The organism is Streptacidiphilus jiangxiensis (genome assembly GCF_900109465.1).
GTDB lineage: Bacteria > Actinomycetota > Actinomycetes > Streptomycetales > Streptomycetaceae > Streptacidiphilus > Streptacidiphilus jiangxiensis.
In genome coordinates, this window is sequence record NZ_FOAZ01000013.1 from 144,978 (window position 1) to 168,830 (window position 23,853).

Sequence of the window (23,853 nt, forward strand, 5' to 3'; positions counted from 1 at the left end):
TGTACTACACCTGTAATACACCCCAATTCCAGCTCCGGCCTCCCGACCGTGCCAGGGCCTGGTGGGCCCGACGGCCAGGGCCGTTCGTCCCCATGGGCCGCTACAACGCCTGCGTCTGGTCCCGCAGGTGCGACAGGACGGCCGGCCATCCCGCCTCGTCGAGGATCCGGCGCAACCGCACGGCCCCGTTGCCCTCCTGGAGCAGGCGTTCCAGCGCCGAGCGGACGTATCGCTGGTCGCCGGAACCGCACAGCGCGGACTCCACCCGGTCGAGGCTGTCACAGACGACCGTCTTGGCCGGGCGGGGCATCAGGTCCCGCGGGTCGTGGATGTCACCGGTCAGGCCGTGCCGGGCCGCATGCCAGACGGCGGCGGCGAGAGTCTCCGGGGACGGGTCGGGCGTCGGCAGGCCCGACTCCGCCTCGCCCAGCACCGTCGTGACCACGGCACGGATCAACCCCGCGAGCGCCACCGCCTCGTCGGCTCGCATCTGTGCGTCGCAGGCCCGCACCTCCAGGGTGGGATAGCGGGCCGAGGCCCGCACCAGCCAGTAGATCTGTCCGATGTCGGGCACCAGCCCCCGCTCCACCAGCTCCTTGGTCCGGCGCAGGTAGTCGTCGGCGTCCCGGAAGCGCGGTGGCACGCCGCTGACCGGCCAACGGCCCACGACCAGCGCGCGCCAGCTGGCGAAGCCGGAGTCGCGGCCGCGCCAGAGCGGCGAACCGGCACCCAACGCGACCAGCAGCGGCAGCCACGGGCGGATCCGGTTCAGGGCCTCCACCCGGGCCTGTTCGTCGCAGATCTCCACGTGCACGTGAAGGCCGTTGACCAGATGCTCGTCCGTCAGCATCGGCGCTTCCTCGTGCATCCGGTGGTAGCGGGGCGTGTCGGTGACCGGCACCGGCCGGCTGTCGTCGGCGAACGGCGAGACCGCGCACGCCGCCAGCACGCACCCTTCCGCCGCCGCGGCCTCGGACAGGACGTGACGCATCCGCAGCAGATGTCCGCCCACCTCCGGCAGGGTCCGACAGACGGGTGTGGCCGTCTCCAACTGGGCCAGCAGCAGTTCGTGCTGCACCTCGTCCCCGCCGAGCCCGCGATACAGGCGCGAGCGGCGTCGCACCTGCTCCGCACGGGCGAGCGGGCTTCCGCTGACCGGGTCGAGCAGCAGGAACTCCTCCTCCACCCCCAACCGCGGCCCCACGCCGACAGACGGCACCACGGCCTCCTCCTCCGGGTCGAACGGCTCCCTGCGGCCAATGTAGGAGCCGGGCGGTCCGACCAGCTCACCCGCAAGGGGTGACGTGCGACCGGCTGCGCCTCTCGTAGCGTCGGACATGCGATATCCAGCTCAGAAGGGAGTACGGGCGATGTGCCGGTGGCTCGCGTACTACGGCTCTCCGATCCTGCTCGACGAACTGCTCTACAAGCCCGAACACTCACTCATCGACCAGAGCAAGCATGCCCGGATGGGCGTGGAGACGCTCAACGGGGACGGGGTCGGGGTGGGCTGGTACCCCGACTTCGCGACCGGCTCGGACGGCCCGGTCACGCCGGCGCAGTACCGGTCGACCGGACCTGCCTGGGGCGACATGAACCTGCGTGACCTGGCCGGGCACGTCCGCTCGCCGTTGTTCTTCGCCCACATCCGCGCCTCGACGGGAACCCCGGTGCAGCAGACCAACTCCCACCCGTTCCGGCGCGGGCGCTGGCTGTGGATGCACAACGGCGCCATCTCCCGGTTCCACGAGCTGAAGCGCGACCTGCTGCTCTCGGTGGATGCGGCGCTCCTGCCGGACATCCAGGGCTCCACCGACTCGGAGCTGATGTTCTACCTGGCGCTCAGCTTCGGTCTGGAGGAGGACCCGCCGGCGGCGGTCGCCCGCATGATCCGCCTGGTGGAGGAGACGGGCGCGAAGCACGGGATCGACAACCCGCTGCAGATGACCGTGGCCACCAGTGACGGCGAACGCGTGTGGGTGTTCCGCTACTCGACCGAACGCAAATCGCGAAGTCTCTTCTTCAGCACCGCCCCTGAGACCCTGCACCGGCTGTACCCGGAGAACGCCGTGTTCTCCGGTCTCTCGCCGGAGACCCGCATCGTGGTCTCCGAGCCCCTGGGTGATCTCCCGGGCGCCTGGAACGAGGTCCCGGAGAGCACCTGCGGGATCATCCAGCCCGGCATGGACGAACTGATCCCACTCAACCCGTTCGCCTGAAACGGGACCTCCTGAACCAGGGACCATCGGCCCGCCGACCGGCCCAGGACCGCCCCGACACCCCGTGCCTACCGTGAGGCGAGCCATCGGAAGGAGGGCCGCCTCATGTCCCTCGCCGTCCACTCGTCCCCCGCCCCGGCCGAAGGGGCACGCCCGGGAATCCCGCCCGTCGCCTGGTTGCTCGCGGGCGTCGCCGCGATGGCGGTGGTGCGCACCGCGGAAGGTGTCGTCGACATGGCCCAGGAGGTCCTCGGCATCGGCGCCTACGGGCCGGACGGCTCGCCCGAGACGGCTGCCCGGCTCCACGCCCAGCGGGCTCCGCGCGAACTCGCCGCGTGCCTGCTGATCGCGGCGTCGATCTACGGCGTGCACTTCGTCCGCCGCGCGGCAGCGGACCTCAGGGACCTCGCCCGCGACATCCGCCACCATGGCGTGTCGGCCTAGGGTGGGTCGGACTGGCGCTCCCCCGGACTCTGCTCGCGCGCTCGGCGGTGCAGCTGCCACCACGTGCTGACGCCGATCGAGGAGCCCAGCAGCACGAGCAACACCAGCGGCCAGGCACGGTCGGCAACTTGGGCCCCGGTGAGCCCGACCAGAAGCAGCAGCCCCGCGACGAGCCCCACCGATGCCAGCGCCCGCCGGAGCGCCGTGGAGAAGCCGCGGCCCGTACCGGACTCGGTGTCGGCCGGCAACCCGGCCGGCGCGCCGAAGTAGAACTCGCTCGTCCTCTCGGCAATCGCCCGACCGGATCGCCGGTAGGCGACGGACATGTACGGCAGCCAGACCAGCGGGGCCACCGTCCCCACCACGAGGACGGCACCGAGCAGCAGCCACTGCAACAGCCGGACGAACCAGGACCGGTGTGCCCCGCCGACGGTGCGCAGCCCCAGGATGCTCGCCATCCGCATCGTCACCTGCCAGAGCCCCGCCAGCCGGCGGTCCGTGCGCGGGACGGCGGCCGCGTCCGTCGCCGCCAGTGCGGCCGCGGCGGACCCGACGTCCGGGTGCGCCCCTTGCAGCACCAGCAGCTCGGCGGCACGCTCGGCCCCCCGGGGGTCCCGCCCGGCCAGGGCCGCCATCTCCAGGGCCATCTGCGCCTGGGCCAGCAGGGCCCGACAGAACGCCACCGGAATCAGCACCAGGAAGGGCCCGCCGACGAAGGAGCCCTCGGCCACGGACGTCCGCACCCCGCGTGAGGCGACCTGGGCACGCAGGCGTGCCTCGTCGGCCTCCGGCATGCGCCGCCGCAGCTTCTCCACCGCCGTGTGGGCGCGCGGACCCATCTCCCGCACCGCGAAGGCCGCGAGTTCCTCGGGCATGCGCACCGGATCGGACCGGAGCCGCCGCAACAGTGAGCGCGCCCTGTCCTCGGCAGCCTCCGACGCCATGTCCACCAGCAAAATCCGGGTGGGCCGCGACGGCCACCAGGACTGCCCCGGACGGGTGTCGTCGCCCACCGGGGGGGTGGACGACGGCCCCGCCTCAGACCTCGGCCGCCGGCCCCTTGGCGGGCGGCGACGCACTGCCGAGAGCCACGGCAAGAAGCAGCCGCAGGTCGAGCGGGCCTCCGGTCGCCGGTACGCCCGGGCGTCGCCTGGGGACGAGCACCCTGAGCGCGCCTGGGTGGACCGCGCAGACGACGGGCGTGCGCAGGCTCAGTGCCTCTCCGTCCACGCCGACCGGGATGGTCGGCGCCTCGGCGTCGACGCTGACCTCACGCGCCGTCGTCACCGTCAGGCCCGCCGCGCGCCGACCGAGCACCGCGACCTCCGCGGCCTGGGCCGCGTTCTCCACGCGCACCCCGACGACGCCCAGGACGCCGCCGTCCAGGCGGGGCCGCCGGGCGGCTCCGAGCGGCTGGGCTCCGGCGTAGGCGTTGTTGCTCACCAGCAGGGCCTGGGGGGCCGACAGCGGCACGCCGTCGACCACGGCGCGAAGCTGCTCCCCGGAGTACCCGAGCAGCAGGTCGGGCAGGGCCTCGAGCGCTGTGCCGGTCTTGGCGTCACGGTACTCGGGGCTCTGCACGATCTGCGCGTACACCCCGAAGGAGACGGTGTTGACGAACGGTCGGCCGCTGACCGTCCCGAGGTCCACCAGCAGCTCCTCACCGTCGGTGAGCGCGCCGAGGGCGAGGGACGGGTCGGCGCGGTCCAGTCCCAGATCCATGGCGAAGTGGTTCCGGGTGCCCGCCGGCAGCACCAGGAAAGGCAGCCCGTGTTCCGCGGCGACGGCGGCGACCAGCGCCTGGGTGCCGTCGCCACCCGCCACGCCGAGCAGGTCGGCTCCCTCGGCCACCGCGCGGCGGGCGAGTTCGGTGACGTCCACCTGGCCCCTGGCGGCGTCCAGCAGCTCGACCCGGGCGCCCAGTGCCTCGGCCTTCCCGATCAGGTCGAACCTCCCGACCTTGCCTCCGCCCGAGCGCGGATTCATGATCAGCACGGGATGCCTGGGGCGGGCGCCGCGGACCGCGTGCGTGCCGCTCGACGGCCGCACCGTCCGCAGAGCCGCGCGGGCGCAGAGGACGGCGACCAGCGCAAGGGCCACCGCGGCCACCGCCTCCGCCCACACGTGTCTGACGGTGTAGGAGACCAGGACCAGCACCAGGGCGCCCACCACCAGCAGGACACCGATCCAGCGCACCACGCCCCGGTGGGCCACCGCCAGCCACAGGCCCACGGCGGCGACCACGACACCGGCCAACCCGAGCAGGAGGACCAACAGGCCGCCCGGCCCGGAGGCCGCCACCAGCACGACGACAGCGGCGAGGCCGCTGATCAGGGCGAGCCAGGCCAGCAGGCGCGCCCGGGAACCAGTCGAGACCATCGAACATCCCTCCTCGCTGTCCCCCGCGCTGTCCCCCGTGCTGACGACCGATCGGGCGGCCGCCCCGGTGCCCTCGCACCCGTGCCGGCTGCGGCCGCCCCGGCCCTGCCGAAGCGCCGACGGAGCTGTCCCGCGTCATGCTGAGTAGGCGCGACGGAAGGAGAGCCATGGCGGACGACGCTTCCGGCCAGGGGTGGCGCCGCTTGGTCCCGGCCCTGCCGGGACTGACCGTGCTGCGTCACTACCGCCCCGACTGGCTGCGCGGAGACCTGCTGGCCGGTGCCACGGTGGCGGCCTACCTGGTGCCCCAGGTGATGGCGTACGGCAGCGTGGCCGGACTGCAGCCGGTCACCGGACTGTGGGCCATCCTGCCCGCGATCGTGCTGTACGCGATCGTCGGGTCGTCGCGCCTGTTGTCGGTCGGGCCCGAGTCGACGACCGCCCTGATGACCGCGACGGTGGTCGGTCCGCTGGCGGGCGGTGACGCCGGCCGATACGCGGCCCTGGCCGCCACGCTCGCCGTGGTCGTGGGTCTGCTCTGCGTGGTGGCCTGGCTGGCCCGGCTGGGCTTCGTGGCCGACCTGCTCTCCCGCCCGGTGCTGATCGGCTATCTGGCCGGGGTGGCGCTGATCATGATCGTGGACCAGTTGTCCAAGCTCACCGGGATCGACGTGCGCGGGGAGGGCTTCTTCCCGCAGCTGAAGTCCTTCGCCTCGGACATCACCGAGGCCCATCTGCCCACGGTGCTCTTCAGCCTGGGCACGCTGCTCTTCCTGCTCCTGGTCGCCCGCTACCTGCCGAAGCTGCCCGGTCCGCTGCTGGCCGTCGTGCTGGGCACCGCCGTCTCCGCCGCCTTCTCGCTGAAGGACCACGGCATCGCGGTGATCGGCGACATCCCCGCCGGCCTGCCCCGCCCCAAGCTCCCCGAGCTCGGCGAGTTCCACCAGCTCGCCCTTCCGGCGATGGGCATCCTGCTGGTCGGCTACACCGACTTCATCCTCACCGGACGAGCCTTCGCCAAGCGCGGGGACAAGCCGCAGCTCGACGCCAACCAGGAGCTGCTGGCGCTCGGCGCGGTCAACATCGGGGCGGGCTTCCTCCAGGGCTTCCCGGTCAGCAGCAGCGCCAGCCGCACCGCCATCGGCGAGTCGACGGGCGCGCGCAGCCAGGTCTACACGCTGGCGGCCGGCGTCGGCGTGCTGGCCGTGCTGCTGTTCCTCAGTCCGCTCCTGCACGACACCCCGGACGCGGTGCTGGGCGCGCTGGTGGTGTTCGCGGCGATCCGGATGATCGACATCGCCGGGTTCCGCAAGCTGTCCTCGTTCCGTCGCGGGGAACTGGTGCTGGCGTTCGCCTGCCTCGTCGGCGTGCTGGCCCTGGACATCCTCTACGGCGTGCTGGTCGCGGTGGGGCTGTCGGTCGTGGAGCTGCTCAGCCGGGTCGCGCGGCCGCACGACGCCGTGCTCGGCCGGGTTCCGGGCATGGCCGGGATGCACGACGTCGACGACTACCCGGAGGCGCGGACCGTTCCCGGGCTGCTGGTCTACCGCTACGACTCGCCGCTGTTCTTCGCCAACGCCGAGGACTTCCGCCACCGCGCGCTCGGCGCGCTGGAGGACCAGCCGGACCAGGTCCGGTGGTTCGTGCTCAACACCGAGGCGAACGTCGAGGTGGACATCACCGCGCTGGACTCCATGGACTCGCTGCGGCAGGAACTGGAGGAGCGCGGGATCGTGTTCGCGCTGGCCCGGGTCAAGCAGGACCTGCGCGGCGACCTCGACGCCTACGGCCTGACCGAGTCCGTCGGCGTCGCGCGGATCTTCCCGACCCTGCCCACCGCTCTGGCGGCCTACCGCGCCTGGGCGCGTGAGGAAGGGATCCCTGACGCGGGATCCGAGGACGACGCCGCGTCCCCGTGACCGCGGGGACGCCACCGGCGCGCGCGGCCTCGTCATCGGCCCTCCACCGGGTCGGGCCCCTGCGTACGCGGAGTCGCGGCGACGGTCCCGAGTTCCTTCACGGCGCGGCGTTCGGCGAGGATGGGCACGAAGGCCCGGACCGGGCTGGCGTCGAACCGGTGACAGGTCGCGTCCCACACGGACTCCACCTGCGCGGAGCCCACGGCGTCGTCGAAGTCGTGGTGGAGCCGCGCCACCGCCGCCGCCAAGGCCGACCGCTCCTGGTGGTCCGCCCGCTCGTGGCTCTCGTTCGCGCCGTCGACGGTGCGCGATGTCATCGCGCACCTGCCGCGTGGGTCCTTCGGGCGAGGAGCTTGCCGATCTCCCACACCAGCAGCAACGCCACCGCGGCCAGCACAGCCCAACCGAACTGCCGGGCGGTGAGGTCGTTGGTCCCGAGAATGCGGTGAAATGCGTCCATCTGGGTGACGAGCACGGCCAGCGCGAGCTCGCCCAGCGCGGCCAGGTTCATCTGCTTGCTGTCGAAGGTCCCCACCCTCAGCACCGACTCCCGTTCGCTCCGGCACTCGTAGGCCGCCACGATCAGGCACAGCGCGAAGGCGCTGAACGCCATCGAGTTGCCGATCTGCGCGCTCCCGTAGTGCACCTCGCCGAGCTTGATGAGCGAGAGCAGCAGGACCGTGATGGCCAGCCCGGCCAGTCCGACGGTGACCACCACGGGCCGGGTCAGCACCGACTCGCCGCGCGGCCGTGGGGTACGGCGCATCAGTCCGGCGCTCACCTGGTCGAAGCCCAGGGCGAAGCCGAAGGGGGCGTTGACGACGAAGTGGACCCACAGGACCTGGGCCGGGGTGAACGGTTCACCGGCGGCGATGTTGAAGATCGTCGCGCCGAGGAAGGTCAGCACGAACGTCACCAGCAGCACCAGGACGAACCGGATGTACTTGGTGAGGTTGTCGTAGAGCTTCCGGCCCTCCTCCACGGCGTAGACGATGGTGGCGAAGTTGTCGTCGGCGAGCACCATCCGGCTGGCGTTCTTGGCCACGTCGGTGCCGCTGCCCATGGCGATGCCGATGTCGGCGGCCTTGATCGCCGGGGCGTCGTTGACGCCGTCGCCGGTCATCGCGACGACGTCGCCCTTCTTCTTGAGCGTGTTCGCGAGCAGCACCTTGTGCTCCGGCGCCACCCGGCCGACCACGCCGATGCCGTCGATCCTGGCCAGCCGCTCCTGTTCGGAGAGCGCGGCGAAGTCGGCGCCGAGAAGGGCCTCCCCCTCGATACCGAGCTGCCGGGCGATGGCCTCTCCCGTCGTCACGTCGTCACCGGTGACCATGCGGACGCGGATGTGGGCGGCCTTCGCGCTGGCGACCGCGGCCTTGGACTCCTCGCGCGGCGGGTCGACCATGCCGACCAGGCTGGTGATCCGCAGATCGGTGACGAGCGCCAGCAGGTCGCCGTCCGGATCGAAGTCCGCCGGGTCGAGGTCGCGAACGGCCGCGGCCATCACCCGCAGCCCCTCACCGCCCATCCGCTCGGTCTGCGCCTGGGCGCGTCCGCTGAGGTCCGCGTCCCAGGGGATGTCGGTACCGGCGGAGAGCGCGGTGGTGGTCCGCGACATCACCGCGGGCGCGGCGCCCTTGACGTAGCAGCGCACCACCGGGCGGCCGGCCGCGTCCGTGGCCTCGTTGAAGCTGGCCATGAGCTTGTACTCCGGGTCGAACGGCAGGGTCGCCAGTCGTGGGTGACGGTCCCGGGTGGCCTCGATGTCGAGGCCGGCCTTGTACCCGAGGACGAGCAGGGCACCCTCGGTCGGGTCGCCCACGACCTGACCGTCCACCAGCTTGGCGTCGTTGGCGACCAGGTAGGGCAGGACGGCGTCCTCGACCCCCGCCGCCGAGCCCGCAGCGTGGTGGACCTTCCCGTCCAGGCGGTAGCCGGTGCCCGACACCGTGTAGCGGTCGGTGGGGCTGATCACCTCGACGACCGTCATCTGGTTCATCGTCAGCGTGCCGGTCTTGTCGGAGTTGATGGCGGAGGTGAAGCCGAGGGTCTCGACGGACGGCAGCTCCTTCACGATCGCGTGCCGCCGGGCCAGGTTGAGGCTGCCGACGGAGAGGATCACCTGGCTGACCGTGGGCAGCGCCTCCGGGATGGCGGCGATGGCCAGCGACACCGCGCTGACGAACAGCACGTCCCACGCCTGGTCCCGGCTGCGGCCGAGGGCGAACATCACGATCATGGTGAGTCCGGCGGCCGCGGCGATCCACAGCGTGAGGGTGTTCAGTTCCCGGGTGAGCGGCGACTGCTCGGTCTCGGTGGCCGACAGCATCCCGGAGATCTTGCCCAGTTCCGTTCCGGCACCGGTCGCGGTCACCACGATCAGGCCGCTGCCGTGGGTGACCGGGGTGTTCATGAACGCCATGTTGGTCTGTTCGCCCGGCGAGAGCTGCGTGTCCGTCAGCGTGCCGGTGTCCTTCGACGCCGGCACGCTCTCGCCGGTCAGTGCGGACTCGTCGATCTGCAGCGCGCTGGCCTCGAGGATGCGCCCGTCCGCCGGGACCTCGTCACCGGCGGAGACCAGGACGACGTCACCGACGACCAGTTGTTCGGCGGGGAGCTCCGTCTCCACTCCGTCCCGCCGGACCCGTGCAGTGGCCTGCATCATCGACTTGAGCGCGTTCATCGCGCTCTCGGCCTTGCCCTCCTGACGCAGGCCCACGACCGCGTTGAACAGCGTCAGGACGATCAGCAGGACCGCCGTGCCCCACTCCTTGATCGCGAAGGAGACCACCGCCGCGGCCAGCAGGATGATCTGCATGTAGCTGCGGTACTGGTCGAGGAAGCGCAGCCAGTCCGGCCTCGACGCCTCCTCGGGGAGCGCGTTCGGCCCGTTCGCGGCGAGCAGTTCCGCAGCCCGGGGACCGGAGAGTCCTGTCGCCGGATCCACTCCGAGCCGGGTCGTGACCTCCTGCGCCGGGCGCACGTACCACGGCGCGGCGTCGACATCGGGTGTGCGGCCGTCGAGAAGGTCCGTCATCGGTCCCGCCGTTTCTCCGCGTAGGGGTCCCGAGCCGCGCCTTCGGGGGCCTCGTCCTCCAGATCGAGTTTCGCGGCGAGCAGGGCCTTCCGGGTCTTCTTGTCGACCTCGGGGTAGTCCGGGTCGATGTCCATCAACGTGTGCGCGAGCAGGGCCGCGGCGCAGATCCTGGCGAACCACTTGTGGTCGGCCGGCACGACGTACCAGGGCGCCCAGGGGGTGCTGGTCGCCGAGAGCATCTCGGAGAACGCCTTCTGGTAGTCGTGCCAGTACTGGCGCTCCCTGATGTCGGCCGCCGAGAACTTCCAGTTCTTCTCCGGCAGGTCGATCCGCTTGAGAAAGCGGCGGCGCTGTTCCTCCTTGGAGAGGTTGAGGAAGATCTTCACCAGCCGGAAGCCGTTCTCGCTGAGGTGACGCTCCCAGTCGTTGATGGCCCGGTAGCGCTGCTGCCACAGGTCCGGTCCTCGGGTCTCGGGCGGCAGCTTCTGGCGGTCGAGGTTCTCCGGATGGACCCGCACCACGAGGACCTCCTCGTAGTGGGACCGGTTGAAGATGGCGATGTCGCCCCGGGCCGGAAGCCGGGCCGCATAGCGCCAGAGGAAGTCGTGGTCCAGCTCCTCGCTCGACGGCACCTTGAATCCGCTGACGTGGACCCCCTGCGGGTTCACGCCGCTCATGACGTGGCGGATGGTCCCGTCCTTGCCCCCGGCGTCGAGCGACTGGAGGCACAGCAGCACCCCGTGGGTGTCCTGCGCGGCCAGCCGCGCCTGGTATTCCGCCAGCAACTCCACGCCGGTGTGCAGCAGTTCGACGCCGTCCTTCTTCTTCATCCCGCCTCTGAAGCCGGGATCGAAGTCCTTCGCGAGGCGGATCCGGTCGCCGGGCTCCACCCGCAGTGGCTCGATGAACTCCGCGATGCGCTTGGCCTGCTTCTTGTAACCCATGACCCGCACCAGGCCCTTTCGGTCTCAGACCGGGGGCCTCGGAACGGCGCCCGGCGCCGCCTCCTGGGCGGCGGTCAAGTCGGGCAGGGGCTCGGCACGGTTCGACGTGTCCGTGCTGGTGTAGGCGGTCAGGCCGTAGATGGCGACCACGTCGATCGCGATGATCGTCAGCGACCACAACGGGTACGACGGGAGGAACGCCATCTGCGCGAAGGCGTTGAGGCCGAGCACGACCACGCCGGTCCAGCGGGCCCACGACGCGCGCAGGACGAGAACGCCGTAGGCGGCGCCGACCTGGACGACGGCCAGGGCCAGCATGACCCAGCCCCAGGCCCGCAGGTCCCCGAAGACGTAGTGCGCGTCGCCGACGAAGACGTGCGAGTTGGCGATGGCGGCGATGCCGTCCAAGCCGTTGAAGAAGCCCAGCAGCGCCAGCAGCACGCCGGCGAAGGTCACCAGCCCGGGCCGGGCCGCACGGGTCCCGGCGGACCCGACCGGCCTGAGATGCGATCCGTGATGGGCGGCGGTGGTCACGATGGCCTCCAGCTCAAGAGATCTGTCCGGTTCCCGCAGGGGCAGGCGCTCCCACCGGCTACCTCCTACTCCAGTCGCTTCCGGCCCGCGGCGCACCACCCGGCGCGGGTGATTCAGTGCCCCACGGCGACCTTGGCGACCACGATCAGCAGTCCGAGGGCGAGGTTGACCACCGCTTCGACGGTGATCTGCACATTCGACGCCCCGGCCCGCCGCGCCCCCAGGACGGCCCAGGTGACCTGCTGGGCGACGGCGACGCCGATCGCCAACCAGGCGTTCTCGCCCGTGCCGAGCCAGGGGCTGACCAGCACCGCCAGGGCCGGCAGGACCGCGGCTTCGACGATGGACCACTCGTGCCGTCCGACGCGCCGCACCTCGTGCCAGCGGACCGTCCGGCCGGACTCCCGTTCCCCGGCCAGATGCGCGTAGACGTGGGCCAGCCAGAAGACGATCCCGGTGACCAGCAGCAGGACGATGAGCGAGAACCGTGGATGCGCACCGTGCACGTCACTGGCGGCGATCACCGAAGCCGCCAGCAGGGAGCCGTAGACGGCACCCGTGTAGTCCGTGCGGCCGGAGTCCGCGAGCGCGCGGACGTCCTCCGGGGGGTCGGGCAGGGGAGCCCGGCGTGGTTCAGGGTGGTTCACGGGGTGCTCCTTCCCACGGGCCCGCGTGCGCCTTCGGCCCTGACCCCGCCATGCTGCCGGGCACCGGGGGCGATCCGGTTCACCCGAAACAGGTGACCGCCGTCGGCGGGGCCCTCGCCCGGCCCGTTCCTTCGGATGCGACCCGTCGCCCGGGTCCGCGGCAGTCACCCACGGCGGGTGATACGCCCGCTCGACCCCGCCGCCTACGGTGACAGGGCAGTCGCCTCGGCCGTCACTTCCCCCCGGTTCCCCTGGAGTGCCCCATGAGCGTCTCCCCCCAGCTCTATCCCCCGATCGCGGAGCACGGCGTCATCGGTGATCTGCAGACCGCCGCGCTGGTCTCCACGGACGGCGACATCGACTGGTGGTGCACGCCACGGTTCGACTCCCCCAGCCTCTTCGCCTCACTGCTCGACCACGACCGGGGCGGCACCTGCCGGCTCGCGGTCGACCGGGAGGCCGTCCCGGGAGCCGAGGTCAAGCAGCTCTACCTGCCGGACACCGCCATCGTCGTGACGCGCTTCCTGGCCCCCGGCGGGGTCGCCGAGATCATCGACTTCATGACCCCGGACACCTCCGCCGTCCCCAGCGACCGGCACCGGATCACCCGCGTGGCCCGGGTCGTCCGGGGCAGCATGCCCTTCGTGCTGGAGTGCCGCCCCCGCTTCGACTACGGCCGCGCGCCCCACCGGCTCAGCCTCCTCGACGAGCGGACGGCGCTGCTGCACGGCCCCGAGGAGGACCTCTGCCTGCAGACCACCGACCCGGTCGTGCTGCGCCCGGACGGCCAGGACGTCACCGCGCGTTTCACGCTCGACGCGGGCAGGACGGCCATCGTCGTCCTGACCACCCAGCCGACCGGCTCGCCCACCCCCGCGCCGCCCCGGGAGCACGACACCCTGGAGACGTTCGACGCGTGCCGGGACTTCTGGTACGAGTGGCTGGCCCGGTCCGACTACGCCGGACGCTGGCAACAGATCGTGCACCGCTCCGCCATCACGCTCAAGCTCCTCACCTACCACCCCACGGGCGCACCGATCGCCGCCGCCACCATGGGACTGCCCGAGCAGGTCGGCGGGGAACGCAACTGGGACTACCGGTACACCTGGATCCGCGACGGCTCGCTGTCCGTCCACGCGCTGCTCGGCCTCGGTTTCGAGGAGGAGGCCCTGGCTTTCCGCGGGTGGGTCCGGGACCGGGTCAAGGAGGCCCAGGACAGCGAGGGCGAACCGCTGCAGATCATGTACCGGATCGACGGCGACCCGCTCCTGTCCGAAGAGGTCCTGCCGCACTGGGAGGGCTACCGCGGCTCTGCACCGGTGCGCGCCGGCAACGCCGCCGCCGACCAGTTGCAGCTCGACATCTACGGCGAGGCCGCCTACGCCTTCACCACCGGCGGCGGCGACATCGGCACCCTGGAGGGCTGGCAGGCCTTCAGCCGGCTGGTGGACTGGCTCACCGAGCACTGGGACCGCCCGGACGAGGGCATCTGGGAGACGCGCGGCGGACGCCAGGACTTCACCTACAGCCGGCTGATGTGCTGGGTGGCCTTCGACCGGGCGGTGCGCATCGCCCGCACCTACGCCCGCCCGGCCGACCTGGACCCCTGGGAGGACGCCCGCGACGCGATCCTGCGGCAGGTCGTCCAACGCGGCTGGAGTGCCGAGCGGAAGGCCTTCACCCAGCACTACGCGACGGACGTCCTCGACGCCTCGCTGCTGCTGATGCCCAAGGTCGGCTTCCTCTCCCCCACCGACCCGGCCTGGCTGTCCACCCTCGACGCGATGGACCACGAACTCGTCAGCGACAGCCTGGTCTACCGCTACGACCCGGCGGCCTCCCCCGACGGCCTGCGCGGCTCCGAGGGCACCTTCAACCTGTGCAGCTTCCTCTACGTCGAGTCCCTGGCCCGGGCCGGGCGGGTGCAGCAGGCGCGCTACGCCTTCGACAAGATGCTCACCTACGCCAACCACGTCGGCCTGTACGCCGAGGAGATCGGCCCCTCCGGCGAGCAGTTGGGCAACTTCCCGCAGGCCTTCACCCATCTGGCGCTCATCGACGCGGCCCTGGCCCTGGACGAGGAGCTCGACCGGAGGCGGGGATGACCAGCACCCTGTCCCTGCCGACAGCCGCCGGGCGGCGCATCCTGTTCCCGCTGGCCCTGGCCCAGTTCATCTGCAGCTTCGCCGGCTCCAGCATGAACGTGATGATCAACGACATGAGCAAGGACCTGGACACCAGCGCCCAGGGCATCCAGGTCGCCATCACCGTCTTCCTGCTGGTGATGGCCGCGTTGATGATCCCGGGCGGCAAGCTCACCAACCGCTACGGCCGCAAGCGCTGCCTGATGGTCGGTCTGGCCGTCTACGGCGTGGGCGCCGTGCTCAGCGCGGCCGCACCCGGTCTCGGCGTGCTGATCCTCGGCAACTCGATCCTGGAGGGCATCGGGACCGCGCTGCTGATCCCCCCGGTCTACATCCTGACCACCCTGCTGTTCACCGGAACGACCACGCGGGCCCGGGCCTTCGGCGCCATCATGGCGCTCGGCGGTGTCGGCGCGGCCGCCGGACCGCTCATCGGCGGCCTGCTCACCTCCGCGATCAGCTGGCGGGCCAACTTCGGCTTCCAGGCGCTCGTCATCGTGTTGATCCTGGTCATGACCCGGAAGCTGAAGGACCCGCTGCCGGCCGACCCGTCCCAGCCGTTCGACACCGTCGGCGCGGTCCTGTCCGCCGTCGGCCTCGTGCTGGTGGTGACCGGAATCCTCGCTGCCGACAACAACCTCTGGCTGATGCTCGCCCTGCTCGTGGCCGGCGCGGCCGTCATCGCCGGGTTCTTCGCCTGGCTCCGGCACTGCGAACGCTCAGGGCGCGAACCCCTGCTCCCGCTGGCGGTGTTCCGCAACCGGGTCGCCAACCTCGGGCTGGTGACCCAGAACGTCCAGTGGCTGATGCTGATGGGCGCCTCCTTCACGGTGGGCGCCTACCTCCAGGTCGTCCGCGGCTACAGCGCGATCGCCACCGGCGGCGTCTTCACGGCCGCGACCGCCGGTCTGCTCGCCTCCTCGCTCGCCGCCGAACGCCTCGCCAAGCGCCACGCCCAACGCACGCTGATCGTCACGGGTTTCGCCGTCACCGTGGCCGGCATCGCGCTGCTGCTCGCGCTGGTCCGGGCCTTCGACAGCATCTGGGCGTTCACCCCCGGCCTGCTGCTGATCGGACTCGGCATCGGCGCGATGCTCACCCCCTCGGTGAACATCGTGCAGTCCGGCTTTCCCGACAGCCAGCAGGGCGAGATCTCCGGGCTGTCCCGGTCCATCTCCAATCTCGGTTCCTCCCTGGGAACAGCCGTGGCCGGCACCATCCTGGTCTCCGAACTCACCAGCAACGGCTACGCGGCCGCCATGATCGCGCTCGCCGCCTTCGGCCTGGCCGGACTCGCCGCCGCGCTGCTCCTTCCACGTCACACCGGCTAGAAGTTCTCAAGATCGAGCAATGCTCGGAACCTGTGGATCGATGCCGGTAGGAACGCGGAGGGCGTACCTTCCCGATGATCCTTTGATGGTCTCCGAGTAGGCCCGCGTTGCAGCGCGGGTCGGAAAGGCATGCCCGTGCTCAGCCCAGTCACCGACGACGGCTCCACCCAGTCCGGCTCCCTGATCGACGAGATCGTCCGCGAGGGCGCTCGGGGGATTGAGGCCGCCGCGCTGGAGGCGGAAGTCATCACCGCCGACCGGGACGAGCTGCTGGCGTTCTGCGCGTCGCCGTCGTTCGCGCAGGAGCCAGGTTTGAGAACGGCGCGTTGGTCGAGCGCCAGGAGGAGGCCGGGTGAGCACCGCGAAGGACTACGGCAGCCGTCAGATCTTTGTCCTCGGGACCGTTCGGCAGTTCCTGGCCGAGCTCGTCGCGGTCACGCTGAGACTGTCGGGGGCGCGTGGGTCCGACGAACACCGTAGTTGAACGTGTTCAAAAGATGCGCCATGCTGTCTTCGCCGCTTACGAAGGCTGGTCGCGATCAGGGGGACACGTGGTGCTACGCGTTGGGCTTGCGATGGCACTGGCAAGTTGCCTGCTAGCAGGCTGCGGATTGCTTGTCGGGGACGGTACCGCTGACATCAAAGCGGCGCAGCTTGTCGGACGGTGGGTCAGCCCCTCGGGTACCACGGTGACGTTCGATCGTGACAACACGTTGACGGCCGCAGGACTCGAGCACTCACCGCTCGCCGGTCCCGGCCAAGGTTGCCCCGCAGGAGGGAGCGGTCGTTGGGTCTTCCTGGTCAGCGGAGGCCCGAACACTCTGGTGGACTCCCCGACGGGAGCAGATGGGCACTATCTCTCCGTACAAATCGGCCAGGACCCCATGGGCCCCTGCGGGAACGAGAGCGTGATCGTGCAGCGCGATGCTGCCGCCTTCACCCTCTGTCTGACGCCAGATCTGGACGAAGGTTGCGATTCAAGCCATCTGCTCAGGCTGCAGCGGGCCAAGTGAGGTACTCGCGGCCTCCACGCACTGCACTGAAGCCCACGGCGGTCGAACGAGCTCAGGGTCTCATCCACAAGTCTTGACTATTGCTCCTCGGGATCCGTTGTCCCGTTCGAAGAACGCGGTAGCGTCCTCGCCATGCTGGAAGGCCCTGACGTGTCGGAAGCGCTGCGAGGCGGAGTGCGTACGCGTGCTCAGGCCTGGGACTTCGCGCGCTGGTTCGCTGACACGTGGATGGGGCGACCGTTGGAACCGGAAGACGGTCATGGCGAGGACGAGCTGGCGGCTGCGGAAGCTGATCTGGGCTTCGAGCTCCCGGCTGCACTCCGTGAGGGGTACGCCCTCTTGGGGCGTCGGGACGACCTGACCCGGCAGCAGGACCCTCTGGTTCCGCCGGCAGGGCTCTACGTTGACAACGCTCTGGGCGGCGTCCTGGCCTTCCGCCATGAGAATCAGGGCTGTGCAACCTGGGCAATCCCTCTGGCGGAGATCGAACAGGACGATCCACCCGTGGTGGTGGAGTCCAGCGAGGGTTGGATCCCCTTCCTCGATCGCATGTCCCTGGCCTGGGTCGAACTCGTTCTGGGCGAATCGTTGTTCGGGGCGGACCGCCTCAGCCTCTATGACGCGTGCGAGCTGCCGGACACGCTACTGCCGAACCTCCGAACCGGATATGCCCGGGTCGATCTGCCTGACCATCCCATGTGGGCCAGCAAGGATGACTCGCCAGTGCGCTGGTATGCGGCACCCGGTCGCCTGGTGCGACGAGACGGCGTCCAGGACCAGTCCTGGATCCACGCCCACGGTCGCACGCTTGCCGATCTCGACTCCATCCGCGAAGAGCTTCCCGGACCGTGGGTCGGCTGAGCCGTGCAGGCCTTGGTGGCACTTGTGCTGTCAAGGCCTGAGTATCGGCGAACCTTCCTCGGCATTGGTCTCAGCTGCAGCGGTCAACGTGTGCTCGGGCACTGGCTGTCCCTCACAACCGGCACTGAGATACGGTCCGGGGTCGACGGCGACCGCGTTGCCCCAACGAGTCGTCAGGCGTGCTGCCAGGTTCTCGAGTCAAGCCTGCAGGTCAGCTTCGGGCCCGGCGCGCCGTGCAGTGCCTCGCGGGTGACGGCGCGGGCGAAGGGCAGGCCGGCGGCGTACCGGGCGAGTTCGTCGATCGCGGCGTTGCCCAGGCGGGCGGCTCGCCACCGAAGGAGCCCGCGACCTGCGGGGCGAGGTAGACGCCCGACGGGATCGGGCTCGACGTGACGGCCCTGGTCGCCGGCAGCAGCCACCATGCTGAACAGCCGCGAGTCGACGGGCCGCAACGCAGCCGTCCTGGAGGCGGTCACCCGCTGGTCCCACCACCCGGCAACGGGGCCAGGGGCGGTATTGACATGGACGTGCTGTTTCAGAATCCTCTGTCGCACTGTCAGATCATCTGACTCTCACACCAGTCCGCGACAGAGGGAGCATCCGTGCGCCGTACCGTCACCGTCCTGGCCGCCGTCGCCGCACTCGCGCCGATCGCCGCCGCTCTCAGCGCGCCCGCCGCGGCGGCGTCCCCGCGCCTGGACCACCGGATCGTCCGGCACGCCGGCGGGAACGACAACTGGGGTGGCTACGCGGTCACCGGCGGCACCTTCCACTCCGTCACCGGGAACTGGATCGTCCCGGCCCTGAACTGCACGCCCACCACCGGCGACATATCCTTCTGGTCCGGCCTCGACGGATGGACCAGCTCGAGCGTCGAGCAGATCGGCCTCGACGCGGTCTGCACCCGCAACCACACCGTCCAGTACAACCCGTGGGTCGAGATGTACCCGGCCAACTCGATCTACTTCACCGAGACGGTCGCCGCAGGCGACACGATGACCTCGTCCGTCACGACGGACGGCAGCGGCACCTTCACCCTCACCCTCGCCGACCCGACCCAGGGCTGGACGAAGACCTACACCAAGACGGCCACCGGCGTGGCCCTCAACTCCGCCGAGGTGATCGTCGAGGCGATCGGGTCGAAGACCATCCCGAACTGCCCCGACTTCGGCCAGGTCCAGTTCACCGACGTCACCGCGAACGGCCAGGCCTTCGCCACCGCCGGCACGGTCAGCACCACCAACCTGGAGCGCAGCGGTGTCCAGCTCACCCAGGACGGCCCCCTCTCCGGCACCGGCTTCCCGGTGAGCTGGCTGCACGCCTGACGTCCCGCTCGGCCCGGGCCCATGCCCAGCTGGATCGGCCGGAGCAGGCATGTGCGGGGGCGTCAGTCCGTGGACGGCGCGAGGTGGAGGCCGCCGAGGAGGGTGGCCAGATAGCGGTGCGCAGTGTCGAGTCGGTCGGCGGGTGTGGCGCCGTGGACGTCGACGGCGTGGGCGATGCCGCACATGAGAGGGACGAGGTCGTCGGCGGAAAGGCTGGGGCGGACCACGCCGGCATGGTGGGCCCGCTCCAGGAGGGTGGTTCCCGTCGTGGTGAGCGACCGTCTGAGTTCCGTGGTGCGGGCCAGGGCATCGGTGGGTGCGGCGGCGACCTGGGAGAGGGAGGCGTCCGTGATCTGGGCTTCGAGGGTGCGGGTGAGGAAGGCTTCCAGGGCGCGCCAGGGTTCGGGATCGGCGAGCGCCCGCTCGCCGTGGGCCGCGAGGGCTTCCAGGCAGGGGGTGGCGACGGTCTCCAGGAGGGCTTCCGGGGTGGCGAAGTGCCGGTAGACGGTGCCGACTCCGAGGCCGGCCCGGCGGGCCACGTCGTTGAGCTGGAGCGGGGTGCCCTGGTCGACCAGGTCGCGGGCGACGGAGACGATCCGGTCCCAGTTGCGGGCGGCGTCTTTTCGCAGTTGTGGGGTCACCATGTGGCCAGTCCGTGTCACGTGTCGGTGCGTGCGTCCGGTGTTCGATCATACGCATGACGCCCGGCCAGGAGGCCGGGCGGTAGCAGGCGACCGGTCCGGCGCAGACCGCGCCTACCGGGTCACGAGGGGTGCGTGGGCTTCGCTGAGCCGACGCACGGCAGCGGCGATCCGAGGGTCGGCCGCCGCCCGGGGCGGCGGGACCGGGCGGGCTCGGGGTCCGACGACGATACCGGTCCGGCCGGTGAGCGTCGCGTCGGTGGCGGCAGTGATCGACGGCCTGGCGGCGACGGAAGCCGGTCCCGAGGTCGAGCGGGCGAACCTGCGGCGCACCAGCGGCCACAGCAGTCGCAGGGCGGGCGAGACGATCTTCGGGTCGGTCAGAGTGCCGTTGGTCATGTCGGTCGCCGCGCCGCCGGGGTCGGCGGCGAAGACCGAGACCCCCGTGCCGTCCAGGCGGGTGGCGAGGTCGAGGGTGTAGGCCAGGTTGGCGAGCTTGGCGCGGCCGTACCAGTGGAATCCGTAGTAGCCGCCGGGGGGCTCTACGGCGTCGAACACGCGCTTGGCGAGTCCGACCGCCCCCGAGGTGACGTTGACGATCCTGCTCGGCGCGCCGGCCCGAAGGGTCGGCAGCAGCAGTTCCGTCAGCAGGTAGGGCGAGAGGTGGTTGACGACGAACGACGCCTCGACGCCGCCTGCCCGCCGGGGTTCGGGGAACATCGCGCCGACGTTGTTCACCAGGATCGACAGGGGCTCGCCCGAGGCGGCCTGCTCGCCGGCGATCCGTGCGGCGAGCGTGCGCACCTGGTCGAGCGAGGAGAGATCCGCGGCCAGGAAACGTCCGCGGTGCGTCGGGCTGGTGGCGTTGATCCGCTCCACCGCTGCGGTGCCCCGGTCGGGGTCGCGGCCGACCACCGTCACCGCGAGACCCGCGGCGGCGAGCCCCAGGGCCGTCTCCAGGCCTATACCGCCCGTCCCGGCTGTGACCACAGCTGTTCTCACGTGTCCCCTCCATCCAAACCGACAAAGCGGATAGGTCATCCGCTTGCCCCGCCGAGGCTAGCAGAAAAACGGATGACCTATCCGGATATCCCTCCGAGCTTCGCTCAGCCCGTGCCGGTGGCCGCCTTGACGAGCGTGGCTGTCGGGTCGTCGGATTCGAGGGAGTACAACATGACGCCCGCGAGGCCCTTGTCGCTGATGTACTGACGCTTGAACGCCAGCGACTGCGGCGTCTCGACGCTCCAGAAGTTGGTTCCGTCATAGATCCACGCGCTGTCCGTGGTCTGGTCGAAGAACGTGTGGGCGGTGGTGAGCTTGCCTGCCGCCTTCAGTTCCTTGTAGTCCGCCACCCCTGGCTGGGCGGAGTACTTGAACGCCGCCGTGGGCCCGGTCACGCTCCGGTACAGCCCGTGGGTCGTGCCGCCGGGCACCCCCGTCCAGCCCCGGCCGTACAGCGGCACTCCGAGGATCATCTTGCTTGCGGGGAATCCGTTCTGCAGCAGGGTGTTGACGGAGGCGTCCACGGTGAACCCCGTTCCCGCGGCCGGGCTGACCGGTGAGTCGTACAGGGGCGCCTGGGCGTTCGTCGGACCGTGGGTGTCGAACGCGCCGTGGTAGTCGTAGGCCTCGACGGTGCCGAAGTCGAGGTACTGGCTCATGGCCGCGGGCTGCAGTTGTGCGATGTCGGCAGGGCCGGCGGGCAGGACGGCCGTGGTCAGGTAGTGCCTGCCGCCGCCCACGGCGTTCAACTGGGTGCGGAACTCCTTGAGCAGGGAGACGTAGTCGGCGCCGTCCTGCGGGGAGTGAAAGTTGCCGACGTGCCCGAGGTCGGTGCCGGGGAACTCCCAGTCCAGGTCGAAGCCGTCGAAGATGCCCGCGGCCGCACCCGTGCCGCCGGCCGGGTCGGGGGCGAGCTTGGGCAGGTTGCCCTTGATGTACAGGTTGATGCACGAGCTGACGAACTTCTGCCGGGACGCCGCCGTCGCCGCGACCTTGGAGAAGTACTTCGAGTAGGTCCAGCCACCGAGCGAGACCAGGATCTTCAGCTTCGGGTACTTGGCCTTCAGCTCCCTGAGTTGCTGGAAGTTGCCGCGCAGGGGCTGGCTGTAGGTGTCCGCCTTGCCGTTGACGCTGGTGACGGCGGAGTACTCCTTCTGGTAATCGGCGTACGCGTCGGAGGATCCGTCGTTCCCGGAGACGCTGTTCGGGTCGCTCACCGACGGCTTGTTGGCGGCGAAGCAGGTCAGCTTGACCGGGTCGATGTTCTCGAACGCGTAGTTCAGCACCGTCAGCCGGCCGGCGATACCCTCGGTGGCCAGGTTCTTCGGGTAGAAGGCGTTGGCGTACGTCGACCAGCTCGTGTAGTAGGCGATCCGCTGGGCGGGCGTGCCGGGGTTCGGCGGTCGCACCGTCAGGTTCTCGAAGGTGTCTCCCCCGACACCCGAGTCGTCGGGCCCGTCCTGGTCGGCGGTGGGTGCGCCGTCGGGGTCGAACGGAGTGTAGAACCAGGCCTGGTTGGGCTGGGAGTTGCAGGTGTAGACGTCCAGGTGGCCCAGGTCCGGGTTCTGGGGGTTGCCCGCGATGTCCAGACAGAGGGTGTGGTCGAGGGCGCTGACGAACTCGGTCGTGCCGTTGTCCTGCGGTTCGGGTTCCCAACGCTGGCTCTGCTGCCCCGTGCAGTTGTAGATCACCAACTCCCGTCCGCTGACGGCCGAGGTGCTGTTGTGGATGTCCAGGCACCTGCCGCTGCCCACGCCCCGGAAGGACACCGACTCATCGGTGTTGGGCACGACGTTCCAGCCCTGGTTGGCCAGGAGGTCACGGTGGTAGGAGATCACGGCCGAGTCGTTCGCCGTCGCGCCTCCCGACACGTCAATGATCCCGCCGTCGCTGATGGCCTCCAGGGCGATCGGGTCGCTGGGCGGGGTCTGGACCGGGACGTTCGAGGTCGCCCGGGTGTAGGTCGGGGTGAAGACGAACCGCTCGTTCGGTGTGTTGTCACACGGGTAGAGGATCGCGGTCGTCTTGTTGTTCGAGTCGGTCTGGCCGCCGCTGAGGTTCATGCACAGGTCGGGCAGGAAGACGCTCTGGAACTCGTACTCGCTGTTGCCCAGGTAGAGCGGGACCCAGCGTTGGCTCGGCTGGCCGGTGCAGTCGTAGAGCGAGAGCGTCGTGCCGGACCCGGCATTGCGAGCGCTGTTGGTGATGTCGATGCAGCGGCCGCTCTGCGTCCCCTGGAAGGTGATCTCCTGCTTGGGGGTGTCGGTGTAGAAGTTCACGTTCCAGCTCTGGTTGGCACCGCCGTTGCGGTCGTAGCTGACGATCGGAGTCAGGTTCGCGGTGCCCTGCTTGTCGACGTCCAGCACTCCACCGGCCTGCATGTTCTCGATCGCCTCCGGTACCGGGTCCCCGGACGGCGAGGTGAACAGCTGCGTCGGCTCGGCCGCCGCGCGGATGGGCCCGAACCCGACCGCGTAGTGGTCGGCCGAGGCGCCTGCGAGCCGCTCGGTCACGGCCGGGGCTGCGCCGGTGGTGTAGACGGCGTAGTCGAGTTCGCCGCCGGACTGCTGGGTCGGCAGACCGGTGGCGGCGCGCGCCGCCCCTGCGGGAGGTGCCAGGGTGCCGGGGTCCCGGTTGAAGTCGCCGATGGCGGCCCAGGCCTCGCCCAGGTTCCGCCCGTTCACGAACGTGCGGATCGCGTTGATCAAGGCGGGCGCATCGCTGCCGTGGGTACCGGCCCGGGCGTGGATGTCGAAGTACCAGGTGGTGCCGAACAGCAGACCCAGCGTCGCCCGGCCGCCGGCCGGATTGGGAATCGCCGCAACGGCTGCGGCCGCCTGGTGCGTGACGACGGCCAGGTTGTTCCGGCCGCCCCGGTAGGTCTGCTGCCCGGTGGCGCCGTTGGTGTTGGGGTCGGTCTGGAGGAAGTAGACGTCCAGGTTGGCCAGGCCGCTGCGCCACTGCGTGTGCGTCACCTGGTTCGCGACCCCGATGTTCGGGAGGTTCCCGGCGTTCGCGTTGGCCAGTTGTGCCGCCGGGATGACCATCGGTGCCGTGCCGGGGGCCGACGGCGGTGGCGCGGCCCCCGCCTCCTGGAGCACGACGATGTCGGCCCGCCTGGCGTAGCCGGCGACCACCGTGGTCCATTTGCTGTCGTTGCCGGAGGTGGCGCCCTGCAGGTTGTACGTGATGACCGGGCGATCACCCAGCGTCGCGGCGGCCGGCACGGCGGTCAGCACGCCGACGGCGCCCGCCAGGCACATGGCCAGCAGCACAGCCACCAGGGACCGCCGCCGCGTGCCCATTCTCGATCCGAACATCGGATTCCCGTCTCCTTGTCCCCTGCGAGGCGAGACACCTCGGGACCGTCGCCGAGTGACGGTCCGAGGGTGTAGTGCCGCCTCGACGCCAGG

General features: G+C 70.6%; 20 protein-coding genes. 8 read left to right on the forward strand and 12 right to left on the reverse strand.

The genetic code is table 11. The features are described 5' to 3' along the window. Positions 1–100 precede the first annotated feature (100 nt). A complete protein-coding gene (locus tag BMY61_RS24385) occupies positions 101–1,222 on the reverse strand; it encodes a carboxylate-amine ligase (protein ID WP_236655911.1) in 1,122 nt (373 codons plus the stop codon). A 148-nt stretch (positions 1,223–1,370) separates the two neighbouring features. On the opposite strand from BMY61_RS24385, the gene BMY61_RS24390 reads away from it, so the two are divergent. Both BMY61_RS24390 and BMY61_RS24395 read left to right on the forward strand, forming a co-directional pair. Then, positions 1,371–2,219, forward strand: a complete 849-nt coding sequence (locus BMY61_RS24390) for a class II glutamine amidotransferase (RefSeq protein WP_042444226.1) — start codon at positions 1,371–1,373, stop codon at positions 2,217–2,219. A 105-nt stretch (positions 2,220–2,324) separates the two neighbouring features. Next, entirely contained in the window at positions 2,325–2,663 is a 339-nt protein-coding gene (locus BMY61_RS24395; protein ID WP_042444228.1) for a hypothetical protein, read from the forward strand. Here BMY61_RS24395 and BMY61_RS24400 read toward each other — a convergent pair. Further along, a complete protein-coding gene (locus BMY61_RS24400) occupies positions 2,660–3,538 on the reverse strand; it encodes a hypothetical protein (protein WP_143094497.1) in 879 nt (292 codons plus the stop codon). The genes BMY61_RS24395 and BMY61_RS24400 overlap by 4 nt on opposite strands. A 163-nt stretch (positions 3,539–3,701) precedes the next feature. Then, entirely contained in the window at positions 3,702–5,042 is a 1,341-nt protein-coding gene (locus BMY61_RS24405; protein WP_042444230.1) for a diacylglycerol/lipid kinase family protein, read from the reverse strand. Between the two features lie 167 nt (positions 5,043–5,209). Between BMY61_RS24405 and BMY61_RS24410 the strand changes: the two genes are divergently transcribed. Beyond that, the gene (locus tag BMY61_RS24410) at positions 5,210–6,961 is read left to right on the forward strand and encodes a SulP family inorganic anion transporter (RefSeq protein WP_042444232.1); all 1,752 of its coding nucleotides are present in this window, start codon (positions 5,210–5,212) and stop codon (positions 6,959–6,961) included. Positions 6,962–6,993: 32 nt separating this feature from the next. Here the strand turns inward: BMY61_RS24410 and BMY61_RS24415 are convergent, their stop codons facing one another. The 5 genes from BMY61_RS24415 to BMY61_RS24435 all read right to left on the reverse strand — a co-directional run bounded on the left by BMY61_RS24415 (position 6,994) and on the right by BMY61_RS24435 (position 12,123). Then, entirely contained in the window at positions 6,994–7,278 is a 285-nt protein-coding gene (locus BMY61_RS24415) for a three-helix bundle dimerization domain-containing protein (RefSeq protein WP_042444234.1), read from the reverse strand. Further along, entirely contained in the window at positions 7,275–9,998 is a 2,724-nt protein-coding gene (locus BMY61_RS24420; RefSeq protein ID WP_042444236.1) for a cation-translocating P-type ATPase, read from the reverse strand. Before BMY61_RS24420 ends, BMY61_RS24415 begins: the two co-directional genes overlap by 4 nt. Further along, positions 9,995–10,942, reverse strand: a complete 948-nt coding sequence (locus tag BMY61_RS24425) for a polyphosphate kinase 2 family protein (protein WP_042444238.1) — start codon at positions 10,940–10,942, stop codon at positions 9,995–9,997. The genes BMY61_RS24420 and BMY61_RS24425 overlap by 4 nt, the downstream gene beginning before the upstream one ends. A 24-nt stretch (positions 10,943–10,966) precedes the next feature. Further along, complete coding sequence (locus BMY61_RS24430) at positions 10,967–11,476, reverse strand: DUF7144 family membrane protein (protein WP_052438459.1); 510 nt, start codon at positions 11,474–11,476, stop codon at positions 10,967–10,969. Positions 11,477–11,589: 113 nt separating this feature from the next. Continuing rightward, entirely contained in the window at positions 11,590–12,123 is a 534-nt protein-coding gene (locus BMY61_RS24435) for a hypothetical protein (protein WP_236655912.1), read from the reverse strand. 263 nt (positions 12,124–12,386) lie between these two features. Between BMY61_RS24435 and BMY61_RS24440 the strand changes: the two genes are divergently transcribed. The 4 genes from BMY61_RS24440 (at position 12,387) to BMY61_RS24455 (ending at position 17,472) form a co-directional block, all read left to right on the forward strand. Continuing rightward, positions 12,387–14,228 carry a glycoside hydrolase family 15 protein gene (locus BMY61_RS24440; RefSeq protein ID WP_042444240.1) on the forward strand — a complete coding sequence of 614 codons (1,842 nt, stop codon included), beginning with the start codon at positions 12,387–12,389 and terminating at the stop codon, positions 14,226–14,228. Continuing rightward, positions 14,225–15,598, forward strand: coding sequence for an MFS transporter (locus BMY61_RS24445; RefSeq protein WP_042444242.1), 1,374 nt, complete (start codon positions 14,225–14,227; stop codon positions 15,596–15,598). The genes BMY61_RS24440 and BMY61_RS24445 overlap by 4 nt, the downstream gene beginning before the upstream one ends. A gap of 352 nt (positions 15,599–15,950) precedes the next feature. Then, on the forward strand, positions 15,951–16,082 hold the full coding sequence (locus BMY61_RS48455) for a hypothetical protein (RefSeq protein WP_269083957.1): 132 nt from the start codon (positions 15,951–15,953) through the stop codon (positions 16,080–16,082). A gap of 661 nt (positions 16,083–16,743) precedes the next feature. Further along, positions 16,744–17,472, forward strand: a complete 729-nt coding sequence (locus tag BMY61_RS24455; protein WP_042444244.1) for a hypothetical protein — start codon at positions 16,744–16,746, stop codon at positions 17,470–17,472. Positions 17,473–17,645: 173 nt separating this feature from the next. On the opposite strand, the gene BMY61_RS48820 is transcribed toward BMY61_RS24455, so the two are convergent. Next, positions 17,646–17,948: a hypothetical protein gene (locus tag BMY61_RS48820; RefSeq protein WP_143094498.1), complete on the reverse strand. Its 303-nt coding sequence runs from the start codon at positions 17,946–17,948 to the stop codon at positions 17,646–17,648. Between the two features lie 126 nt (positions 17,949–18,074). On the opposite strand from BMY61_RS48820, the gene BMY61_RS24465 reads away from it, so the two are divergent. After that, entirely contained in the window at positions 18,075–18,797 is a 723-nt protein-coding gene (locus BMY61_RS24465; RefSeq protein WP_052438460.1) for a G1 family glutamic endopeptidase, read from the forward strand. A 62-nt stretch (positions 18,798–18,859) separates the two neighbouring features. On the opposite strand, the gene BMY61_RS24470 is transcribed toward BMY61_RS24465, so the two are convergent. The 3 genes from BMY61_RS24470 to BMY61_RS24480 form a co-directional block, all read right to left on the reverse strand. Next, the gene (locus BMY61_RS24470; RefSeq protein ID WP_042444248.1) at positions 18,860–19,441 is read right to left on the reverse strand and encodes a TetR/AcrR family transcriptional regulator; all 582 of its coding nucleotides are present in this window, start codon (positions 19,439–19,441) and stop codon (positions 18,860–18,862) included. Positions 19,442–19,552: 111 nt separating this feature from the next. Continuing rightward, positions 19,553–20,479: an SDR family NAD(P)-dependent oxidoreductase gene (locus BMY61_RS24475; RefSeq protein WP_082014834.1), complete on the reverse strand. Its 927-nt coding sequence runs from the start codon at positions 20,477–20,479 to the stop codon at positions 19,553–19,555. A gap of 65 nt (positions 20,480–20,544) precedes the next feature. Continuing rightward, positions 20,545–23,760 carry a glycosyl hydrolase family 18 protein gene (locus BMY61_RS24480; RefSeq protein WP_082014835.1) on the reverse strand — a complete coding sequence of 1,072 codons (3,216 nt, stop codon included), beginning with the start codon at positions 23,758–23,760 and terminating at the stop codon, positions 20,545–20,547. Positions 23,761–23,853: the final 93 nt, after the last annotated feature.

Coding starts and splice junctions, on each gene's coding strand:
- BMY61_RS24390 (WP_042444226.1), top strand. CDS start 1,371: ATGTGCCGGTGGCTCGCGTACTACGGCTCTCCGATCCTGCTCGACGAA.
- BMY61_RS24395 (WP_042444228.1), top strand. CDS start 2,325: ATGTCCCTCGCCGTCCACTCGTCCCCCGCCCCGGCCGAAGGGGCACGC.
- BMY61_RS24400 (WP_143094497.1), bottom strand. CDS start 3,538: ATGCCCGAGGAACTCGCGGCCTTCGCGGTGCGGGAGATGGGTCCGCGC.
- BMY61_RS24405 (WP_042444230.1), bottom strand. CDS start 5,042: ATGGTCTCGACTGGTTCCCGGGCGCGCCTGCTGGCCTGGCTCGCCCTG.
- BMY61_RS24410 (WP_042444232.1), top strand. CDS start 5,210: ATGGCGGACGACGCTTCCGGCCAGGGGTGGCGCCGCTTGGTCCCGGCC.
- BMY61_RS24415 (WP_042444234.1), bottom strand. CDS start 7,278: ATGACATCGCGCACCGTCGACGGCGCGAACGAGAGCCACGAGCGGGCG.
- BMY61_RS24420 (WP_042444236.1), bottom strand. CDS start 9,998: ATGACGGACCTTCTCGACGGCCGCACACCCGATGTCGACGCCGCGCCG.
- BMY61_RS24425 (WP_042444238.1), bottom strand. CDS start 10,942: ATGGGTTACAAGAAGCAGGCCAAGCGCATCGCGGAGTTCATCGAGCCA.
- BMY61_RS24440 (WP_042444240.1), top strand. CDS start 12,387: ATGAGCGTCTCCCCCCAGCTCTATCCCCCGATCGCGGAGCACGGCGTC.
- BMY61_RS24445 (WP_042444242.1), top strand. CDS start 14,225: ATGACCAGCACCCTGTCCCTGCCGACAGCCGCCGGGCGGCGCATCCTG.
- BMY61_RS24455 (WP_042444244.1), top strand. CDS start 16,744: ATGCTGGAAGGCCCTGACGTGTCGGAAGCGCTGCGAGGCGGAGTGCGT.
- BMY61_RS24470 (WP_042444248.1), bottom strand. CDS start 19,441: ATGGTGACCCCACAACTGCGAAAAGACGCCGCCCGCAACTGGGACCGG.
- BMY61_RS24475 (WP_082014834.1), bottom strand. CDS start 20,479: ATGACCTATCCGCTTTGTCGGTTTGGATGGAGGGGACACGTGAGAACA.
- BMY61_RS24480 (WP_082014835.1), bottom strand. CDS start 23,760: ATGTTCGGATCGAGAATGGGCACGCGGCGGCGGTCCCTGGTGGCTGTG.